General features: G+C 42.0%; 18 protein-coding genes and 2 pseudogenes. 5 read left to right on the top strand and 15 right to left on the bottom strand.

Annotated elements, in window-relative coordinates:
- Nucleotides 1-13: 13 nt before the first annotated feature.
- Together GN241_09240 and GN241_09235 are read left to right on the top strand one after the other, a co-directional pair.
- A complete protein-coding gene (locus tag GN241_09240; protein XAT57527.1) occupies nucleotides 14-790 on the top strand; it encodes a 2-(1,2-epoxy-1,2-dihydrophenyl)acetyl-CoA isomerase in 777 nt (258 codons plus the stop codon).
- Nucleotides 791-931: 141 nt separating this feature from the next.
- Nucleotides 932-1,678, top strand: coding sequence for an SDR family oxidoreductase (locus tag GN241_09235; GenBank protein ID XAT57526.1), 747 nt, complete (start codon nucleotides 932-934; stop codon nucleotides 1,676-1,678).
- A 186-nt stretch (nucleotides 1,679-1,864) separates the two neighbouring features.
- Here the strand turns inward: GN241_09235 and GN241_09230 are convergent, their stop codons facing one another.
- A complete protein-coding gene (locus tag GN241_09230; protein XAT59241.1) occupies nucleotides 1,865-2,035 on the bottom strand; it encodes a DUF1772 domain-containing protein in 171 nt (56 codons plus the stop codon).
- A gap of 1,070 nt (nucleotides 2,036-3,105) precedes the next feature.
- Between GN241_09230 and GN241_09225 the strand changes: the two are divergent.
- Nucleotides 3,106-3,298 (top strand): annotated as a pseudogene (locus tag GN241_09225) (anthranilate synthase component I).
- Nucleotides 3,299-3,359: 61 nt separating this feature from the next.
- Here the strand turns inward: GN241_09225 and GN241_09220 are convergent.
- Both GN241_09220 and GN241_09215 read right to left on the bottom strand, forming a co-directional pair.
- The gene (locus GN241_09220) at nucleotides 3,360-4,145 is read right to left on the bottom strand and encodes a class II glutamine amidotransferase (GenBank protein ID XAT57525.1); all 786 of its coding nucleotides are present in this window, start codon (nucleotides 4,143-4,145) and stop codon (nucleotides 3,360-3,362) included.
- On the bottom strand, nucleotides 4,146-4,352 hold the full coding sequence (locus GN241_09215) for a hypothetical protein (protein ID XAT59240.1): 207 nt from the start codon (nucleotides 4,350-4,352) through the stop codon (nucleotides 4,146-4,148).
- 112 nt (nucleotides 4,353-4,464) lie between these two features.
- Between GN241_09215 and GN241_09210 the strand changes: the two genes are divergently transcribed.
- Nucleotides 4,465-4,920, top strand: coding sequence for an AsnC family transcriptional regulator (locus GN241_09210; GenBank protein XAT57524.1), 456 nt, complete (start codon nucleotides 4,465-4,467; stop codon nucleotides 4,918-4,920).
- A gap of 917 nt (nucleotides 4,921-5,837) precedes the next feature.
- Here GN241_09210 and GN241_09205 read toward each other — a convergent pair.
- The 8 genes and pseudogenes from GN241_09205 to GN241_09170 all read right to left on the bottom strand — a co-directional run bounded on the left by GN241_09205 (nucleotide 5,838) and on the right by GN241_09170 (nucleotide 10,057).
- Nucleotides 5,838-6,035, bottom strand: coding sequence for a hypothetical protein (locus GN241_09205; protein XAT59239.1), 198 nt, complete (start codon nucleotides 6,033-6,035; stop codon nucleotides 5,838-5,840).
- Nucleotides 6,036-6,038: 3 nt separating this feature from the next.
- On the bottom strand, nucleotides 6,039-6,395 hold the full coding sequence (locus GN241_09200) for a hypothetical protein (protein XAT57523.1): 357 nt from the start codon (nucleotides 6,393-6,395) through the stop codon (nucleotides 6,039-6,041).
- A gap of 429 nt (nucleotides 6,396-6,824) precedes the next feature.
- Nucleotides 6,825-7,256 carry a hypothetical protein gene (locus GN241_09195; GenBank protein XAT57522.1) on the bottom strand — a complete coding sequence of 144 codons (432 nt, stop codon included), beginning with the start codon at nucleotides 7,254-7,256 and terminating at the stop codon, nucleotides 6,825-6,827.
- A 62-nt stretch (nucleotides 7,257-7,318) separates the two neighbouring features.
- A pseudogene (locus tag GN241_09190) lies at nucleotides 7,319-7,966 on the bottom strand (hypothetical protein).
- A 30-nt stretch (nucleotides 7,967-7,996) separates the two neighbouring features.
- Entirely contained in the window at nucleotides 7,997-8,899 is a 903-nt protein-coding gene (locus tag GN241_09185; protein ID XAT57521.1) for an FkbM family methyltransferase, read from the bottom strand.
- Complete coding sequence (locus tag GN241_09180) at nucleotides 8,896-9,072, bottom strand: H-NS histone family protein (protein ID XAT57520.1); 177 nt, start codon at nucleotides 9,070-9,072, stop codon at nucleotides 8,896-8,898. Before GN241_09180 ends, GN241_09185 begins: the two co-directional genes overlap by 4 nt.
- A 195-nt stretch (nucleotides 9,073-9,267) precedes the next feature.
- Nucleotides 9,268-9,588, bottom strand: coding sequence for a hypothetical protein (locus tag GN241_09175; GenBank protein XAT57519.1), 321 nt, complete (start codon nucleotides 9,586-9,588; stop codon nucleotides 9,268-9,270).
- 154 nt (nucleotides 9,589-9,742) lie between these two features.
- Nucleotides 9,743-10,057: a hypothetical protein gene (locus GN241_09170; protein XAT57518.1), complete on the bottom strand. Its 315-nt coding sequence runs from the start codon at nucleotides 10,055-10,057 to the stop codon at nucleotides 9,743-9,745.
- 756 nt (nucleotides 10,058-10,813) lie between these two features.
- Here GN241_09170 and GN241_09165 point away from each other — a divergent pair.
- Complete coding sequence (locus GN241_09165; GenBank protein XAT57517.1) at nucleotides 10,814-11,383, top strand: tyrosine-type recombinase/integrase; 570 nt, start codon at nucleotides 10,814-10,816, stop codon at nucleotides 11,381-11,383.
- Here GN241_09165 and GN241_09160 read toward each other — a convergent pair.
- The 4 genes from GN241_09160 to guaA form a co-directional block, all read right to left on the bottom strand.
- Nucleotides 11,376-12,041, bottom strand: coding sequence for a hypothetical protein (locus tag GN241_09160; protein ID XAT57516.1), 666 nt, complete (start codon nucleotides 12,039-12,041; stop codon nucleotides 11,376-11,378). The genes GN241_09165 and GN241_09160 overlap by 8 nt on opposite strands.
- Nucleotides 11,989-13,224, bottom strand: coding sequence for a tyrosine-type recombinase/integrase (locus GN241_09155; protein XAT57515.1), 1,236 nt, complete (start codon nucleotides 13,222-13,224; stop codon nucleotides 11,989-11,991). The genes GN241_09160 and GN241_09155 overlap by 53 nt, the downstream gene beginning before the upstream one ends.
- Nucleotides 13,225-13,598: 374 nt before the next feature.
- Nucleotides 13,599-14,309 carry an SDR family NAD(P)-dependent oxidoreductase gene (locus GN241_09150; GenBank protein ID XAT57514.1) on the bottom strand — a complete coding sequence of 237 codons (711 nt, stop codon included), beginning with the start codon at nucleotides 14,307-14,309 and terminating at the stop codon, nucleotides 13,599-13,601.
- Between the two features lie 155 nt (nucleotides 14,310-14,464).
- Nucleotides 14,465-16,027, bottom strand: coding sequence for a glutamine-hydrolyzing GMP synthase (gene guaA, locus GN241_09145; protein XAT59238.1), 1,563 nt, complete (start codon nucleotides 16,025-16,027; stop codon nucleotides 14,465-14,467).
- Between the last annotated feature and the right edge of the window lie 109 nt (nucleotides 16,028-16,136).

Below are 16,136 nucleotides of genomic sequence, written 5' to 3'. Positions count from 1 at the left end.
CGGAGGCATTTTTATGAAGTATGATACGATTGAGGTTCACCTGTCCTCTGATGTTGCCTGTGTTTCTATGAACCGTCCCGAGGTGATGAACGCGCTGAACACGCAAATGCGCGCCGAAATCACCGATGCGTATAAGCGTTTGGCTGCGCAGGCGCGTGTGATCGTATTGACTGGGCGCGGTAAAGCGTTTTGTTCGGGGCAAGATTTAGGTGATCGTGCAAATGCGGCGCAACTTGATTTGGAGCGCACGCTCAGGGATGAATACGAACCGATGTTGCGCGCGATTATCGAGTGTCAAATTCCCACGATAACCGCCTTGAACGGGGCTGCGGCGGGTGCAGGCGCAAATCTTGCCTTGGCATCCGACGTGGTGATTGCCGCGAAATCTTCTTATTTTATGCAGGCCTTTACAAAAATTGGTCTCATTCCTGACGCGGGCGGAACCTACCTAATGCCGCGCACAATGGGTCTTGCCAAAGCCATGGGAGCCGCGTTGTTTGCTGAAAAAATATCAGCAGAGCAAGCGGATGAATGGGGTTTGATCTGGGAGGCGGTTGCAGATGACGCGTTTGAAGCCACGTGGCGCGCGCGGGCGGAATATTTGGCCAAGGGGCCAACTTTGGCTTATTCTCATTTAAAAACGGCGCTGCGTGCCTCATCCGAGAATAATTTAGAGGCGCAACTGGCTTTAGAGGCCAAGCTTCAAAAAGAATGCGGAAATAGCCGTGATTTCAAAGAAGGCGTTGTGGCCTTTCTGGAAAAACGAACCGCGCTTTTTGAAGGAAGATAATGTGGCGTGAACCCGCATTTTTGCGCCGTTTGAGTTAGGTTTTCCCGTTCTTCTTGGGCCGCTAACTGTTCGGGCTGACGGCGCATTTTGGGAGGCGGTGCTATTGGGGGGGCGGGAAAGTGGCGGTAATGCGAGGGAACCATGATAGATTTGGCTGGTAAAAGGATTTTTGTAAGCGGTGCAGGCGCGGGTATGGGCGCCGCCGTTGCTTTGCTTTCGGCGCGCGCGGGAGCCGAGGTTCTTGCCACTGACAAATTCGAGGACGGGCTTTTGCCTTTAAGTAAAGCAGGCTGCACAGTCGCTGTTCTTGATGTGACCGATCAAGAGGCGGTAGATCGTTTTTTCACGTCTCAACAGCCATTTGACGGGATTGTTAATATGGCAGGCTGGGTTCATCATGGGCGTCTGACCGATTTAAGCGATGAAGATTGGCAAAGATCGTTTCAAATCAACGTTGACAGCATGTTTTATGTGTTGCGCGCCGCCCTGCCAAAAATGATTTTGGCCGGCGGAGGATCCGTTGTAAATATGGCGTCTTTGGCTTCATCCGTGAAAGGGTTTGCCTATCGCGCGGCCTATAGCGCATCAAAGGCTGCGGTGATTGGGCTGACAAAATCCGTTGCCGTGGATTATATGGCCGATAATTTGCGGGCAAATGCAATTTGTCCCGGAACAATTGAAAGCGCCTCATTGAAAAAAAGAATAACCAGTTTGGCCGAAGAGTTGGGCGATGCAAATAAAGCCCGGGCTTGGTTCGTTGACCGCCAACCCATGAAACGATTGGGTCAACCTGACGAGATTGCGAAGCTAATTCTCTATCTATTATCCGATGATGGTGCTTATGCGACAGGGCAATCTTTTATAATTGATGGTGGCACCACTGCCTAGCACCTGTACGCGCTCAGGCACGATGTGTTTGTTGCATGATCTCTAGGCTCTGGGGCAGGTGTGTCGAGCGTTCATGATATCACAAGTTTTGATCAGGCTGAAAATCTTAAAAACCTTTTTGCTTAGATCTTATATTTTTATAAAAATCAAATACTTAAAAAGCATTTAATTAATGCAAACTTAATATTATGAGCAATAACAAGCTGACAGAAAGGCGATAACTGTTCGAACATAATTGAAGAAATTCCACTTTGCTTCAAATTTTAAACGCACATCCGCTAACGTTTGATCATGAAGGTCTTCGGTTTTAACTTTTTGTATATGGTTGTTTAAAGGAATATGTATTGCCGCTGTTATGCCTTACACCCCCAACAAATAGGCAACAGCAATCAGAACAATTGGCCATGCTTCTGACAGTCCAACATGTGCTAATGATACTAAAATCGAAGTAAACATTGCCATGATAGACCCTATCCAAGTGAACATGAATAGCGGCTAATTGTTTTGTATAATAGCGTCCGTGACCTGAAACGCTCTTAGAAAATCTTTATCACTTAGGTTGGATAAGCCAGGCATCACAACAATTGCATATGTGAAAATGAACCCGCCCACTAAACTGCACGACAAAATAGAAAATATTAACGCTACATCCAACAGGTCCATTTTATTTTTACCTCTTAGGTTTCAGTATTAAGATTTTGAAAGTGTTCGAAGCATATTGTCAGTGAATGATCATTCCAAATTAAACCTGAGCTATAAGGTATTGATTATAAACGCTTTAGAGTGACTGCGAGGCAGTCAGCGTTTCCGTTCATTTGTATTTGAGACAAGGCGTCCAGTGCCGGGACGCTAGCCAAGCATGGCCTCGATCAGATATTGTTTGGTAAAGTGCATCCAAAGCTTCAAATCCGTCCCGATAATGCAAATTGCCATCACGGCACATCGCTTCAAATGCTGTTAGAGGTGAGGGACAATCAGTTTTTAGAAACATGACTGATATTTTTTTCTCTGTTATAATTTTTACAGCTCAGCAGGCTCAAAGGATTGGTACATTACACTAACACCCTGTCCTCGTGGCGTGGTGGAATCGAGATGACGGTGAACACCAGACCATACCGTAGTCGGTTGATGATCCGCTTAGGGGTGCTCGCGCTCAGATGGATGTCGTGCTGCGGATGAATGGTGAATATCTCGCCATCAAGTTCCATCGTCATAACACAGGACAGAACTTAAAAGAGCGGGTCCGCATGCGCAGGGTGATGCCGTTTTTCAACGTTTTTTTTGGGGGGGCATGCGCTCCTCAATGACGCTCAGTCATTCATACCCATAAGCAGCCGATCATCACAGCCATGGCAACAGACATAATACTCGGTTGTATCGGTGTTGACCACCGGCACACTCAAGCCCACGCAACCGTTCTTTGCAAGGATATGGATATGTGCATCGCCCTGCGCTCAGCCATTGTAAAAAATGAAAAGCTATAGATCCAGATCGGCGGGTTTGGTCTATGACAACGATGCAGAGGCCGAATTTAGGGAAATGGTGCATAAATCAAACGCGATCCGGCGAGTCGCTGCAGATGCGGGTTTGTGTTCCGACGGACGCAATCACAGTCAATAAGCCCCTTTGAGAAATCTGCCGGTTCGTCAAACAATACCAAGAACATCACACGGAACCAAGCTCAGGCTGTAGTGCAGTTCTGGGCGATCAATGGAACAATGATCGGCGCATCTTTTGCATGAAAGGTGCAAAAGCTGTTATTTGAAACGACATTCCACGCTTTAAAGTCGGTGTCATAAGGTTCTGATGCGACGGAATACCCATCTTCACTTTGATGAATCTTGTAAAACAAGCTTGGCGCCGACAATTCGGTGGAATATCGCACCGCGAAAAGTCGATATCCGTCAGACATGGCAATCGACAAACGCATATGCAACTGGTCGGTCGTAAAATCTTGGAAACACTGAATTGTTTTCAAAATCGCGCCGTGCGGATCCGTTTCCAATCCCAAAGAAAGCGCAATCAGAAAAAAGGCTTCGCTATCTGTCGTACCCTTGCGGTGATGATAAAGAGGGCCAGGAATGGCAATGTCGGCCACTTTGCGCTGGCGCTCAAACCCACCGATCAAACCATTGTGTATGAAAGACCAACGCCCGACGACAAATGGATGGCAATTGGTCCTGCTCACCTCTGTGCCCGTTGACGCACGAATATGTGCGAGAAAAAGACGGGATCGGATATGATCTGCCAAGGACGCCAAATTGATATTCGACCAAGCCGGAAGAATGTCTTTAAAGACACCCGGCTCCTTTTTTTGGGAATACCATGCCAATCCGAAACCATCCGCATTTACGCGCGCTTTTCCTTTATTTGCGCATGAGCTTTGATCAATCAAGGAATGTTCGGGAGCAATCAAAATATCGCTGAGATAAAGAGGTTTTCCAATATAAGCCGCCCATCTGCACATCTACTCGCCTCGATTTTTGGATTTTTCAAAAAGCCGTTGCACAATCTGACTGGCCGTCTTTTCGCATGCTGCAGGAATAATGGCATGCACGAAAGCTGCAAGTGCAGCTGTCATTAAGAGTGTCGCAAATAACAAGGCAAACCGCGCGTGTTCGAAATAGCCTTCATTCATAGATTTCGGATGATCAAGAAATAATTTTGCAAACATGGGTGTATCTCCTTTTAACGCAACAATATACTCATCCATGTGTTTATTTTTCCCAAAAAATTGCGTATTTAGAGATATAGATGAGAAAATATTTTGTAATTGGTGAGTTTTTATGGAAATTGATGCAATAGATCGAAAAATCTTGAGATCAGTTCAACGTGATATTTCTCACCCTTTAGAATATTTGGCAGAAACTGTTGGGCTCTCACGCAATGCGGTCTGGCGACGCCTAAAGTCTTTGGAACAACACGGATATATTGATAAGAAGGTAGCTTTGCTCAATCCGCAAAAGCTTGGCATTGACTTGTTGGTTTTTATTCAGGTGCGCACAAATGAACATGATGCCGCATGGTGCGATCGGTTTGCTGCGGCAGTGAAACGGACTCCCCAAATTTTATCTGCCCACCGCATGACCGGAGATCTTGACTATTTGATCAAAGCGCGTGTGAAAAATGTGGAGGAATACGACAGTCTTTATCAAAATTTGACGAGACAAATATCTCTCAATGATGTGTCCGCCAGCTTTGTCATGGAAAGCCTGAAAGACACGACTGAACTACCTTTTTAATCTCAAAGAAATTGAACAGCATAAAGACAACCGCAATCTAAACCTTTGAACTCCATGATCAAAAAACTTTATTGAGTCCTGATGCAGATTAAAACGAGAAAAAAATCATTCCCAATCAATAATATTTTTGTTGCTTAAGATTTGTTTTTATTACATTTATTATAAGTTTGAAACTACTTTGAAACTCTAAATTATTATTGAAAAACAATAAATTTGTACTCCAAAAAATTACCGAGAAATACCATAAGTACAAATTAATAGAAAAATCAAATTAACCCATTTTAATTGAGGTTCGGTATCTAACCAAGCACAGTAAATCCAAATTAAACAAAATGGAAAAGATAAAAACATAGTCAATGGATACCAATCAAAAATGATTGCTATAGCACTAAGTATACCAAGCATGAGAGTAATATTCTTTAAAATCTTTTCATTTTTTAAAGAGATTTTAGAAGGTAAAAAGAACCTAAAATTTGAATTAACTAAACTATCTACCAATAATTCATCTTTTCAAATTTACTTTATTTATAATGATTTATTGTTTAAAATCAACAACTAAATTCACTCCAACTCAATCGTTTCTACAATGTGAGCTATTGATATTATTGATATATTTACAGGATATGTAACATTTATGTAACTTTATCAGTTTTTGGCACATATTCTGTTCCTACTACAATCCAATAATAACAATGACTTAATGAGATACAGGTTACATTCTATGCAACGCCAAAAGTAAAAAGTTTTGACTAAGCACAAAATCCTCAACCTCATCGCCATCTTCGTTAACTATTTGGAATATTATTTAATTATTTTATGTCCTGCACTCACAAGCACGGAAAAAGCATGCTATTTTTCTACTAAACTTTTCATTCTCTTATTCATTCCAAAAAACTGCATCTCGTCCATTTTGTTCATCACAGCAGTATAGTCAATTTTCTCTCTATTTGGCTCAACTTTGATTTGTTTTCCAGTCGTTTAATATGAAACTCAATGCCTACAATCCCATCAAGCATTGTCTTCATATAGTCTTTAAGCGCATCTCGCATCTTCCAAGCGTTGCCTCCATTTAGCCGCTTTTCGTGCAGTTGCGTAAGCAATCCAACAGCAGCAATTTTCTACTTTTCACTATGCTTGAAGTACAATTCACCGTGCATATGAACTACTTGATAATTCCAAGTTGGCACGTGCTTATGATGCTGCGCTTTGGTTGGGTACCAATTCGGAGAAACGTAGAAATTTTCTGCCTTAAAGATAAATGCCGCCTTACAGCCATCCTCCAAAGATTTATGCATACTGTTGGCAAATGCTATATGTCCAATCAATTTATCGTCACGCCAAATCATTGGAAAATGATTTAATTCAAAGTCATTACCGATGTTTGCAACACACGTTGCAAATGGAAACTGCTCCACAATCGCCTTAATCTCCTGAAAATCATTTTCTTTGAAATCTTCTGGCAAATACATTTTCATTTCCCCATTATTTTAGAGCATCACTATGCCAGTCATCCAAAGCAGCGTTTAACCAATTCAAAACACTTCTAATCTTTCTCAAGATACGCAACCACAAGTCTCTTTTAGTAAAAACTTTTAAAAGGTGAATTTTATTAGAAATAACTAGACTAAATAAAATTAAATTATACAATATAAGTTATTGTTTAATTAAAAAATATGTATTACTTTTTTCTCCATTCAGTAGTAACATTAATAATTTTTTGTTTATTATCAATCATTTATAGCTACTTAATAGTACGCGTGTAACAAGTGTGTAAGTCATCAATCCCTCTGCACGTTTTCTCTACGCTTACGTACCTATTGCAATTCAATAGTTTACGCAATCCTTTGTTGCACATTGTAAGACGAAGAACGTGCTTTAACCAAACACGTTCTCTATTTAACTTGTCATTTGTTCTTTTCTGTCACTCGTCTACCAAACTGCGCTTGTTGTTCAATGAGTGTGTCTAACTCACCATTCTCTGCGGCTTCACGCACCTTAGCTAGCACATCAGCAACTTCTGTTTCAGATGCTAGTTCGATAGCATTCTTACCTTTAGCAAACTCTAAAGGCCTACTGCCATAGCGCACTACAAGATTTATCTTTCCATCAACACTAGCAGTCCACCAACGCTTAACACGTTTAGCAACTTCCACTTTACGTTGGTTACCATGTTCGTCAGGAACCCATTTGTGTTGCGTAGGTGTGTAGTCTTTATTTGCTGCAAGTTGAATTTGTTCGTCTATCTTTGCAATCAACTTGCGGCGACGAACAGCGATAGGGTTGTTGTTTTGAAGTGGGTTAAAAGCAACGAACTTTAGTGTACCAAGTACAGTCATAACAGCCTCCTAGTTAGCTAAAAGCATTGTGCTTTCAGAGCTCGAAGGCTGTCATCCGAAGATTAGTCATCTCTATTCAGAAACTTATCTAGCTTGGATACATCATCTTTGGGTGCTGGCGCTGCGTCTCTACCAATGTTGTACACTGCACGTTCAACCACAGCTAACTTAACACTCTGCTTGCTTGTAAGTCTGCTGTCATCACTGAGCTTTTCATGACTGCGTGACGTAACCAAGCGCGGAAGTGACACAATATCTGCGCTTAAGTCGCCACCTACTTCAAAGCTAATGTCCCTATCAAACCAAACGCGAAGGCTACTGTCATAGTGCAGAATTTCTTGCAGTATCTCTAGCGCATCCTCACAAAGGCTTTCACTCTTGTTGTAGAACTTCTTAGCACTAGAGTGTTTGCCCTTGCTGCTGTAGCCTTCGGCTCGATTGTAGTTAAAAGTTGCTTGCTTCAGCTTTTCTCCGTATCGCTTTGAGTCACTTGGTTTGTCTTTAAGCTCATTGCGCAGTTCAAGCTGCTCTTTCCATTCATATTCAAGCTGTTCGTATTCTTCTTCGCTTAACCACGTTTGTAGCTGACGGTTTTGCACGTTTTCTCCACGCTTCAGCTTGTCAGCTATACCTTCTAACTTGTTAAGACGCTTTGTTTCTTCAGCAGTCAGTTGCCGACGCAAGTGAGATTTATACATTGCTTCATCAAGTTATGTTAGATACTGTTCTTCACTTTAACATTATTCCTTCACAAATAAGAAATCTGTAAAGCCCCCATCGTATCCTATTTGAGATTCAATGACTTTAAGCTCATCTATGCTGAATTGTAATTTTTTGGTTGGATTTTTCAAATCCCACATCGAGGTATATCCAGAGTTTCTCAGTACGTTATAGAAAAGCTCCAAGCCGCCAGATCTTTTTAGGCCATAAGGCCAAAACTCCGTAACAACAGGTACGTTCATCTGAATTAATTTATTAGCGCCAGATAGCACATGTCCCTCATAGCCTTGAGTATCCATAAAAAGCATGCATTCATCTAAATTGACATTTTCGAGAGCTCTGTCTAGCGTATTTACCACTACAGAAATAACTTTCCTGTTAGCCTCATTATGTATTCCTGAAGTTGTCTTAATGCGCATTCTATGATCGCCATAATTCTTCTCAGACAACTCGAAATCAAGCGTACCAACTGCCTCAGATGATAACGCTTCATTTCTTAACTCAAACTTATCATTCAACCCATTAAGCGAAACATTATGCGTTAAAATTTTGAAGTTATGAGGCTCTGGCTCAAACGCAATACACTTTTTAAAGTGACCTTTGGATATACCCAGTAGTCCAATTGTTCCTATGTTGGCGCCAACATCGATCAAAACAGATTTTGGATTAGAAATTAAATCTAGAGCGTCGGTGAGGTGATGGGCATCAAAAGAATTTCGTTCACTATACACACTTCGACCAATAACCTTGTCCGAAGAGTTAACTATGTAATAAATTCCTTCAGTTGTATGGGCTAGTAGCAGTTGATTTTGAGGCGCAGCTTCAAAAAATGCTGCTCTTCCAATTCTCGTATTTACGAAAGGCCCAGCAACTCCAGTCAGGATTCGCAACATTATTTTTTTAATAACATTTTTACTTTTCATTGCTTTTTACGCCCTTCAGCAAGTGAGCCTTTCAACATCCCAGCAGTAAAGCCAAACTCTTTACAAAGACGTTTCACTTCTTTCAGAGCGTTAGCACGTTCGTTCTTCTTAGCTTCAACCATTTGATGCTGGATTGCTTCCATTTCAGCTTTCAACTCGTCATAAGATTTCATCACACATCTCCTTTGTTTTAGTGTCTATGTCATCATATAGATTTTAACCAATTTTGGGAAGCACGGTTTTTCGACGTCTAATGCCGTGTATTTTAATTAGACAAAAGTATTTTCTCAGCGTCTCACTATGCCAGTCAGTCGTACTGTCAACCATACAGTCAAATAGCTACAAACCATGCACTTTTGACTGGTTTCCTAACGTTTGTCTCTGTCGTCTTGTTGATTTTGTAACGGTGGTTGTGGACGTATAGGTGTGAAGTCTGTTCGTTCTGTGTCTTTTGGTGTCGTCTGCTGCTGTGGTTCTTGCTTTACTATCTTTGTCTTTGGAACAGCTACAGTGCGTGTAACAGTCTTTGTTTCTGGTTTTGCCATCTTCTTAGCAAGTGCCACGACACTGCTGCTTGTACCAAGCATCAACTCAAGTGCTGCCCACTTTGTTTCGTTGTCTACTCGTTCAATCTCGCTGCGTATGGCGTTCAATGCTTGCTGTATGTCTTGTAATGCACTCTTGTTCATACTTTTATTTAGCAACTATCAGAATGGGGTGATGCAAAATCACCACCTCACTTCTGTAAGTACTCCACCGCTGAAAACCGCAGCACGAAAATTTACTGCTTAAAACCCAATTTCGGATCACGAGGTTGTTGGATTGAATCTACAGTGCTATTTGTCAAACCCTCACCTCGTCTTTCCACCACCCCACAGCATCACTATTAATTTGATTGTGACATTGTTCGCTCAGCTCAATAAATCGCTTACCAAGTTGTGTATGGCGTTCTGTCGCCGTCATGCAGCGTCCGTAGTTCTGTAATTTGCTCGCACATATAGCCAATGTTCCTACGCTTGGTTTAACACGCTTAAAACGCAGTGTACGCATGTAGCACTCGCTCCTACACAACCAATCTTTGCTGAATTCGCTTTCGCTGCTGACAGCACCAATCTGCTGCAATAACTCAAATACTTCGTTTAAAACCGTTTTCTGCATGAAATTTTCCTCAGTTGATAAATAACAATATGCACAGCTTGTAAGTGTTGCTGTGTATTTAGCACGTGTTGCTAATTACAAATGAGATTAAGGTTGGTACGCCGATTGAAATAGTACTGCTAATGCCTTCTGATGTGAGAGGACAAGTAAACGGACTGCTCATTGTCTGCTTCAATGCACTACCCCAGTGATACTGGGATGCCTTAAACGACACACCTAAGTGTGATTAACGATTTTGCATTGTCGGAATGGTTGAATAGGAACGCCTATTGTAAAGTGAGTTGGAATTGTCATTAAACCAACAAAGTCGCTGCGATGCTTCTGGCTGGCTCGTAGCAATGACTTGCGTAAGACAGCACGTAATAGGTGATAGCAAAACCTACCTTCCTCGTTAAGAGTTGTGTAAGCCCAGTTGTGTAATCCTCAGTAAATGAGTGAAGAACTATAGTCACTGCCTAAAACTAGGCTTTGACTTGTTCTTCCTAGTAAATGAGTAAGAGATAATTATTCAATCAAAGAAAATCACGCTGTGCTGTATGTGATTGAGCGAATGCGAAAGAACAAGCGGCACAAGTAGTGTTAGCGAAGCTGACACTAAAACAGCACTTAAAATAAGTAAGAAAAGTACAATTATCTTACATTTCCGCATAAGTCTTTGATGTATGGAAGGAATTATTTTAGCACTTATTGGTTGCTCAAATAGAACCTCAGAAAATACGCTATATGCACGAAAACATTACATTTAGGTGGTGACATATGGCACAAGCAAAGACACTTAACAAAACAGAGCTCAAGCAGCTGCTAGACGTAACAAATTCGTGCAGTCGTTATCCACTGCGTGACAGTACGATGCTGCTGTTTACGCACTTGTGTGGTTTACGTGTGGGAGAAGTAGCTGCACTGCGCTTTGATGACGTATTAGATGCAAACGACACAGTACGAGACGAAATGACACTTGATGCAGCACGTACCAAGTCAAAACGAGCACGTAAGATATTTCTGCCAAAGCAAATGCAGCGTCAGCTACAAGCATACGTTAGAAGCGTAGCTAAGCGTCCACATCATGGTTATTTGTTCTCTACACAAAAGAGTGCGCGATTTAGTGCAAACACTGCTACACAGCATCTACAACGCTTGTATGCACGTGCTGGAATTGCTGGCGCTACGTCACACAGTGGTAGACGCACTTGGTTAACAACTCTCAGTCAAAGGGGAGTGAGTGTGTTTGTGCTAGCTGATATGGCTGGACATAGAAGCATTCAAACAACACAGCGTTATGTGACAGTTAACGACGAGATGAAACGATATGCAGCAGAACTTATTTGATTAATCCCAAATCATATGAATTCCAAATAATTCTACTTGCAATGCTTCTATATGGTCTCCATTTATCACTTATCGAAATGAGATTTTTGTCATTGTAATTCATTAAATTTATCGCCTTTACAAGTGTTCCATCAGTTTCAGGAAATATATCTAAACGCCCATAATGGCTCATCATGAATATTTGAGCAGTCCACTTACCTATTCCTTTAAGTTTTGTTAATTCTAATTCCAGTAACGTGTCTGAGTAATTTTCTAATTCATCAAAGAAGTCGTTTTCTAAAATTATTTTATCCCTTAAGGCAAGGATAAACTTAGCTTTTGAATTAGCAATTCCGCAGTTTCTAATTTGTAATTGACTAAGTGACATTAGGTTTTCAGCATTAAAATTATGTTCTAAATTGAACGTGTTCTTAAAACGTGAATAAATTGTATCAGCAGCTGAGCCAGAAAGCTGTTGTCCAATTATAATTTCAGTAAGTTTTGAAAATGCTAAATTGCTTTCTTTCTTTGTTGGAAAAATTTCCTTTATATCAAGCTCATTTGAAATGTATTGGGCTAGTATTTTATCATTCTTCTTTATGGTTTTTAGTGCTGTTAATGTCTCGTCAGATTGTTTGAATGGTTCCATCTTTATTCTTTCTATAGTTAGCCACAGCATTGGTTAAGCGTATTTCGTCATTCAAGTGGTAATACGTCTTTTCTATCTGCGCCACGCTAGTGCCACACATATCTGCTATCTGCCTAAACGTTAAGCCACTCATAATACGTTGCGTAATCATAAAGTGACGTAAGCTGTAGGGAACTAAGTCACGTACTTCCCTATCAGCAATATCAGCTAATTCAATCATCTTGTGGAAGTGGTATAGCAGCGTACGCTTACTTAGTTCGTTCTCGTTATCCACTGTAAAGATTAATTCGTCAGCAGTTTTAGGCTTTGATATTTCACGTAAGCGTTCAAAGTACTGTCCATTACGACACAAGAAAGTACGACTTGTACGTACTTTACTTGTCTCTGCGCGAACATGGATACGTGCTAGCTTTTGTTCTTCGCCATTCACTTTGTGACGTTCAATCTGCACTTCACTCCAACGTAGCTGACGCTGTTCGCCAACTCGCAAACCACTGTTAGCTGCGATTAGAACGTAGTGCTGCACGATTTTTCGCACTCTTAGTTCTGCATCATCCAGTTTGTTGTGTTTGGCAGTGTAGGTGCGCATAGCACGATACAGTGCTTCGTATTCATCGTTAGTAAGTGTTGCACGACGAATAGCTTCATTGCCTTTGTCTAAGCGTGGCAGCTTCTTGAAGTCAAAGCCATCGATGTGTGTTTCGCCATTTTTGTGTAGCCACTTCATTAGCGCATTAATTGTGCTTTGTTCGTTTTGAACTGTGACTTGTTTGACGTTGCCGTTGGTGGCTTTGTGGCGATGATAAAAGTAGTTTTCGCAGTCAGTGCGTTCTAGTTCTTTCAGCTTAGTGTCTTTGCCAATGAAGCTAAGAAAGTGCTGTAAGTGTGTTGCGATGGTTGTGTGTCGTCCTTTGACTATATGTCCAAGTTCAACGTCTCGCTGACGAAAGCTAAGATACTTCTCCACACCTTCTTTTGTAGTTATGGAGAAGTATGATTTGCCTTGCTGTAGATTAGCGTAAATCTCTAGGTACGCAGCTTTACCCTTTTCAATTGCAGTAGCTTCACTGCGTGTACGTAGGCTTTTACGTGCGTACTTGTTTTCTTTTGGCAACCACATACGAAATTGCCAATACTCACCTCGCTTGTAGATACAAGCCTCGTCAAATATTGGTATTTCGCCTTCAGCAAAGTGCTGTTTTTTCAGTGCCAAATCTTAGTCTCTGAGTTACTACGAGTTTCAGTAGTCACACGTTTGTGCAACATTTTGTGTAACTGTATGAAAAAAGACTAAGGAAATCAACGATTGATTTCTAAGTGTGAAAGTAATGTGTAAGTAATTAATACATTAAAATCAATTACTTACACTAAAATAACTACTCCCACTCAATAGTTCCAATTATGTAAGTTATTGATATCATTGTGAAATTTTTATACTATGTAAGATTTATGCAACATTATGCAAGTTTAAGGTTAAGCCTGCAACAATTACAATCCAATAATAACAAATGGTTAAGTTCACTCATCTTACATTCTGTGCACGATTGAGAGTTAAAAGTTTTAACTAAACGAAAACTGTTAACGTACTCACCAAGAGATTGGTTCACCCTTGTAATCGCAATATAGAGCTGTCTGGCTCATATCAAGTTCCTCAATCACCTTTTTAATACCGCTCACACTAGTCTCAGCATCGATTAAGGCACCTTCACCGCCAGAGTCTGTTTTCACCCAACCTGGACTGACTGATGCAACAGCGATCCCTTCTTCGTATAAATCTATAGACAGTGATTTTATTACTTGGTTAAGCGCCGTTCTGCTTGAGCGGTTCATATAAAGTGCGCCACCCGTATTCTCAGTTATGGAAGCTGGCTTAGACGTGATGAAAATTAACTTCTTGTCTGAGCCCAATAAAATATTTGGGTGAACAACCTGTGCTAAAAGCAAAGGTGCAACGCAATTTGTGCGGAAAATATTTACCCATGGCTCAGATTGAACATTTCCAAAATCATTTAAATTCGCTCCAGATGTATAACCTGTTGCTGTTCCCGCATTACTTATAAATATATCAATGGGGCGTTGTTTAATTTCTTCGCCAATTTGTTCAATCGACGCCTCGTTTGTTAAATCCATGCTCAAAATTGTCAGGCTATTTGGATGCTTCTTGCTAAGCGACAGTAAATCTGTAGCCGTATTGGGTGAACGGCAAGTAGCAATGACGTTCCAGCCTTCATTTAAGTACTGCTTTGTAAACTCAAGCCCCAGTCCTTTATTGGTTCCTGTAATAAAAACTGTCTTCATTTCACGATGCTCCCAAACTATGAAACAGTGACATTATTTTGTATGAAAGTTTGCAAGTCAATATTATTTCTTATTTAAAACGGTTGCTAAGTTCTTGGGTTTTGTTGTCAAAAATATATATTATATAATAATATCAGATAGCTAAGACGCCACCTTCATTCCCACTCAATCGTTCCTGGTGGCTTTGATGTGATATCATACGTCACGCGATTGATACCTTTTACTTCATTGATAATTCGAGTGGCGGTTTCGCCGAGAAACTCATGAGAAAATGGATAATAATCGGCCGTCATCCCATCAACTGAGGTGACAGCACGCAGCGCGCAGGCATAATCATAGGTGCGCCCATCCCCCATCACGCCAACCGTGCGCACCGGCAAAATCGCCACGAAGGCCTGCCATATGTGGTCATATAGGCCGTGTTTGCGAATTTGATCAATATAGACCGCGTCCGCCTCCCTTAGAATATCTAGTTTGGCGCGGGTAATCTCACCAGGGCAGCGAATGGCCAGGCCGGGCCCTGGGAAGGGATGTCGCCCGATAAAGTTGTCGGGCAATCCAAGTTCGCGGCCCAAGGCGCGCACCTCATCCTTAAACAGCTCTCTGAGCGGTTCCACAAGTTTCAAGCCCATTTTTTCAGGAAGCCCGCCAACATTATGGTGCGATTTTATCGTTACAGATGGGCCACCGCTAAAGGATACAGATTCGATCACATCCGGATAAAGCGTGCCCTGCGCCAGAAATTCTGCATCCTCAATTTGATCTGCATATTTTTGAAATACGTCGATAAACAAGCCACCGATGATTTTACGTTTGGTTTCGGGGTCTGATTGCCCGTCTAAAGCGCCAAGAAACAGCTCGGATTCTTGGGCGTGGATGAAGGGCATATTGTAGTGATCTCTAAACATCTCAACCACTTCCGTGGCTTCCTCTTTTCGCAGCAAGCCGTGGTCTACGAACACGCAGGTAAGCTGATCGCCAATTGCCTCATGGATCAAAACGGCGGCCACGGAACTGTCGACGCCTCCGGATAATCCGCAAATCACTTTTTTATCGCCAACTTGCTTTCTGATCGCCTCCAAAGCCTGTTCGCGATATGCGCCCATAGTCCAATCGCCTGAAAATCCAGCAATTTTTACGAAATTTTCGTAAATCATGGCTCCGTTTGGCGTATGGTGTACCTCTGGGTGAAACTGGACAGCGTAAAATTGTTTCTCGAGATTTGCGGTGATTGCAAAGGGCGCGTTTGGCGAGGTTCCATAGGCGCTAAACCCTGGAGCGATCGCGCTGACATGATCTCCATGCGACATCCAGACTTGTTCGCGCTCTTGCGCAAACCATCCCTGTAACAGATCCAGAGTATCGCCCGTTTTGGACACATAAGCGCGGCCAAATTCTGCCGTTTTATGACCACGCTCGACCTTGCCACCCAACATATCCATCATGACCTGCTGGCCATAACATATTCCTAGAATGGGTACTCCTAGTTCAAACACAGAATATGGCGGGCGCGGAGCCCCCGCATCAAAGACAGAGGCAGGGCCCCCTGAAAATATGATGGCCTGCGGCGCGAAGGCGCTTAAAAAAGCGTCTGAGATATTCTGATATGGGTGAATTTCACAATAGACCTTTAACTCGCGCAAGCGGCGGGCAATCAATTGCGTTACCTGACTGCCAAAGTCGATGATTAACAGACGTTCATGATGCTGGTGTTTCATGCCTGACTGGTAAAACGCCACGCCGTCAGGCGCAAGTGGTTGCGGTGCTGAAATCAGGTCAAATGTCGGTTTCAAGAAAGAAAGCAATCTCCATGTCGCTTTTCATGCT

Source organism: Rhodobacteraceae bacterium IMCC1335, from assembly GCA_039640495.1.
Taxonomy (GTDB): domain Bacteria; phylum Pseudomonadota; class Alphaproteobacteria; order Rhodobacterales; family Rhodobacteraceae; genus Thalassovivens.
This window is presented reverse-complemented; position numbering and strand designations above follow the sequence as displayed.

Excerpts from the sequence above, each read along its gene's own strand:
- GN241_09180 (XAT57520.1), bottom strand. The coding sequence starts at position 9,072 with ATGAAATCTTATGACGAGTTGAAAGCTGAAATGGAAGCAATCCAGCAT.
- GN241_09240 (XAT57527.1), top strand. The coding sequence starts at position 14 with ATGAAGTATGATACGATTGAGGTTCACCTGTCCTCTGATGTTGCCTGT.
- GN241_09200 (XAT57523.1), bottom strand. The coding sequence starts at position 6,395 with ATGAAAATGTATTTGCCAGAAGATTTCAAAGAAAATGATTTTCAGGAG.
- GN241_09220 (XAT57525.1), bottom strand. The coding sequence starts at position 4,145 with ATGTGCAGATGGGCGGCTTATATTGGAAAACCTCTTTATCTCAGCGAT.
- GN241_09175 (XAT57519.1), bottom strand. The coding sequence starts at position 9,588 with ATGAACAAGAGTGCATTACAAGACATACAGCAAGCATTGAACGCCATA.
- guaA (XAT59238.1), bottom strand. The coding sequence starts at position 16,027 with ATGAAACACCAGCATCATGAACGTCTGTTAATCATCGACTTTGGCAGT.
- GN241_09160 (XAT57516.1), bottom strand. The coding sequence starts at position 12,041 with ATGCTGTGGCTAACTATAGAAAGAATAAAGATGGAACCATTCAAACAA.
- GN241_09215 (XAT59240.1), bottom strand. The coding sequence starts at position 4,352 with ATGTTTGCAAAATTATTTCTTGATCATCCGAAATCTATGAATGAAGGC.
- GN241_09195 (XAT57522.1), bottom strand. The coding sequence starts at position 7,256 with ATGACTGTACTTGGTACACTAAAGTTCGTTGCTTTTAACCCACTTCAA.
- GN241_09185 (XAT57521.1), bottom strand. The coding sequence starts at position 8,899 with ATGAAAAGTAAAAATGTTATTAAAAAAATAATGTTGCGAATCCTGACT.
- GN241_09210 (XAT57524.1), top strand. The coding sequence starts at position 4,465 with ATGGAAATTGATGCAATAGATCGAAAAATCTTGAGATCAGTTCAACGT.
- GN241_09235 (XAT57526.1), top strand. The coding sequence starts at position 932 with ATGATAGATTTGGCTGGTAAAAGGATTTTTGTAAGCGGTGCAGGCGCG.
- GN241_09150 (XAT57514.1), bottom strand. The coding sequence starts at position 14,309 with ATGAAGACAGTTTTTATTACAGGAACCAATAAAGGACTGGGGCTTGAG.
- GN241_09165 (XAT57517.1), top strand. The coding sequence starts at position 10,814 with ATGGCACAAGCAAAGACACTTAACAAAACAGAGCTCAAGCAGCTGCTA.
- GN241_09170 (XAT57518.1), bottom strand. The coding sequence starts at position 10,057 with ATGCAGAAAACGGTTTTAAACGAAGTATTTGAGTTATTGCAGCAGATT.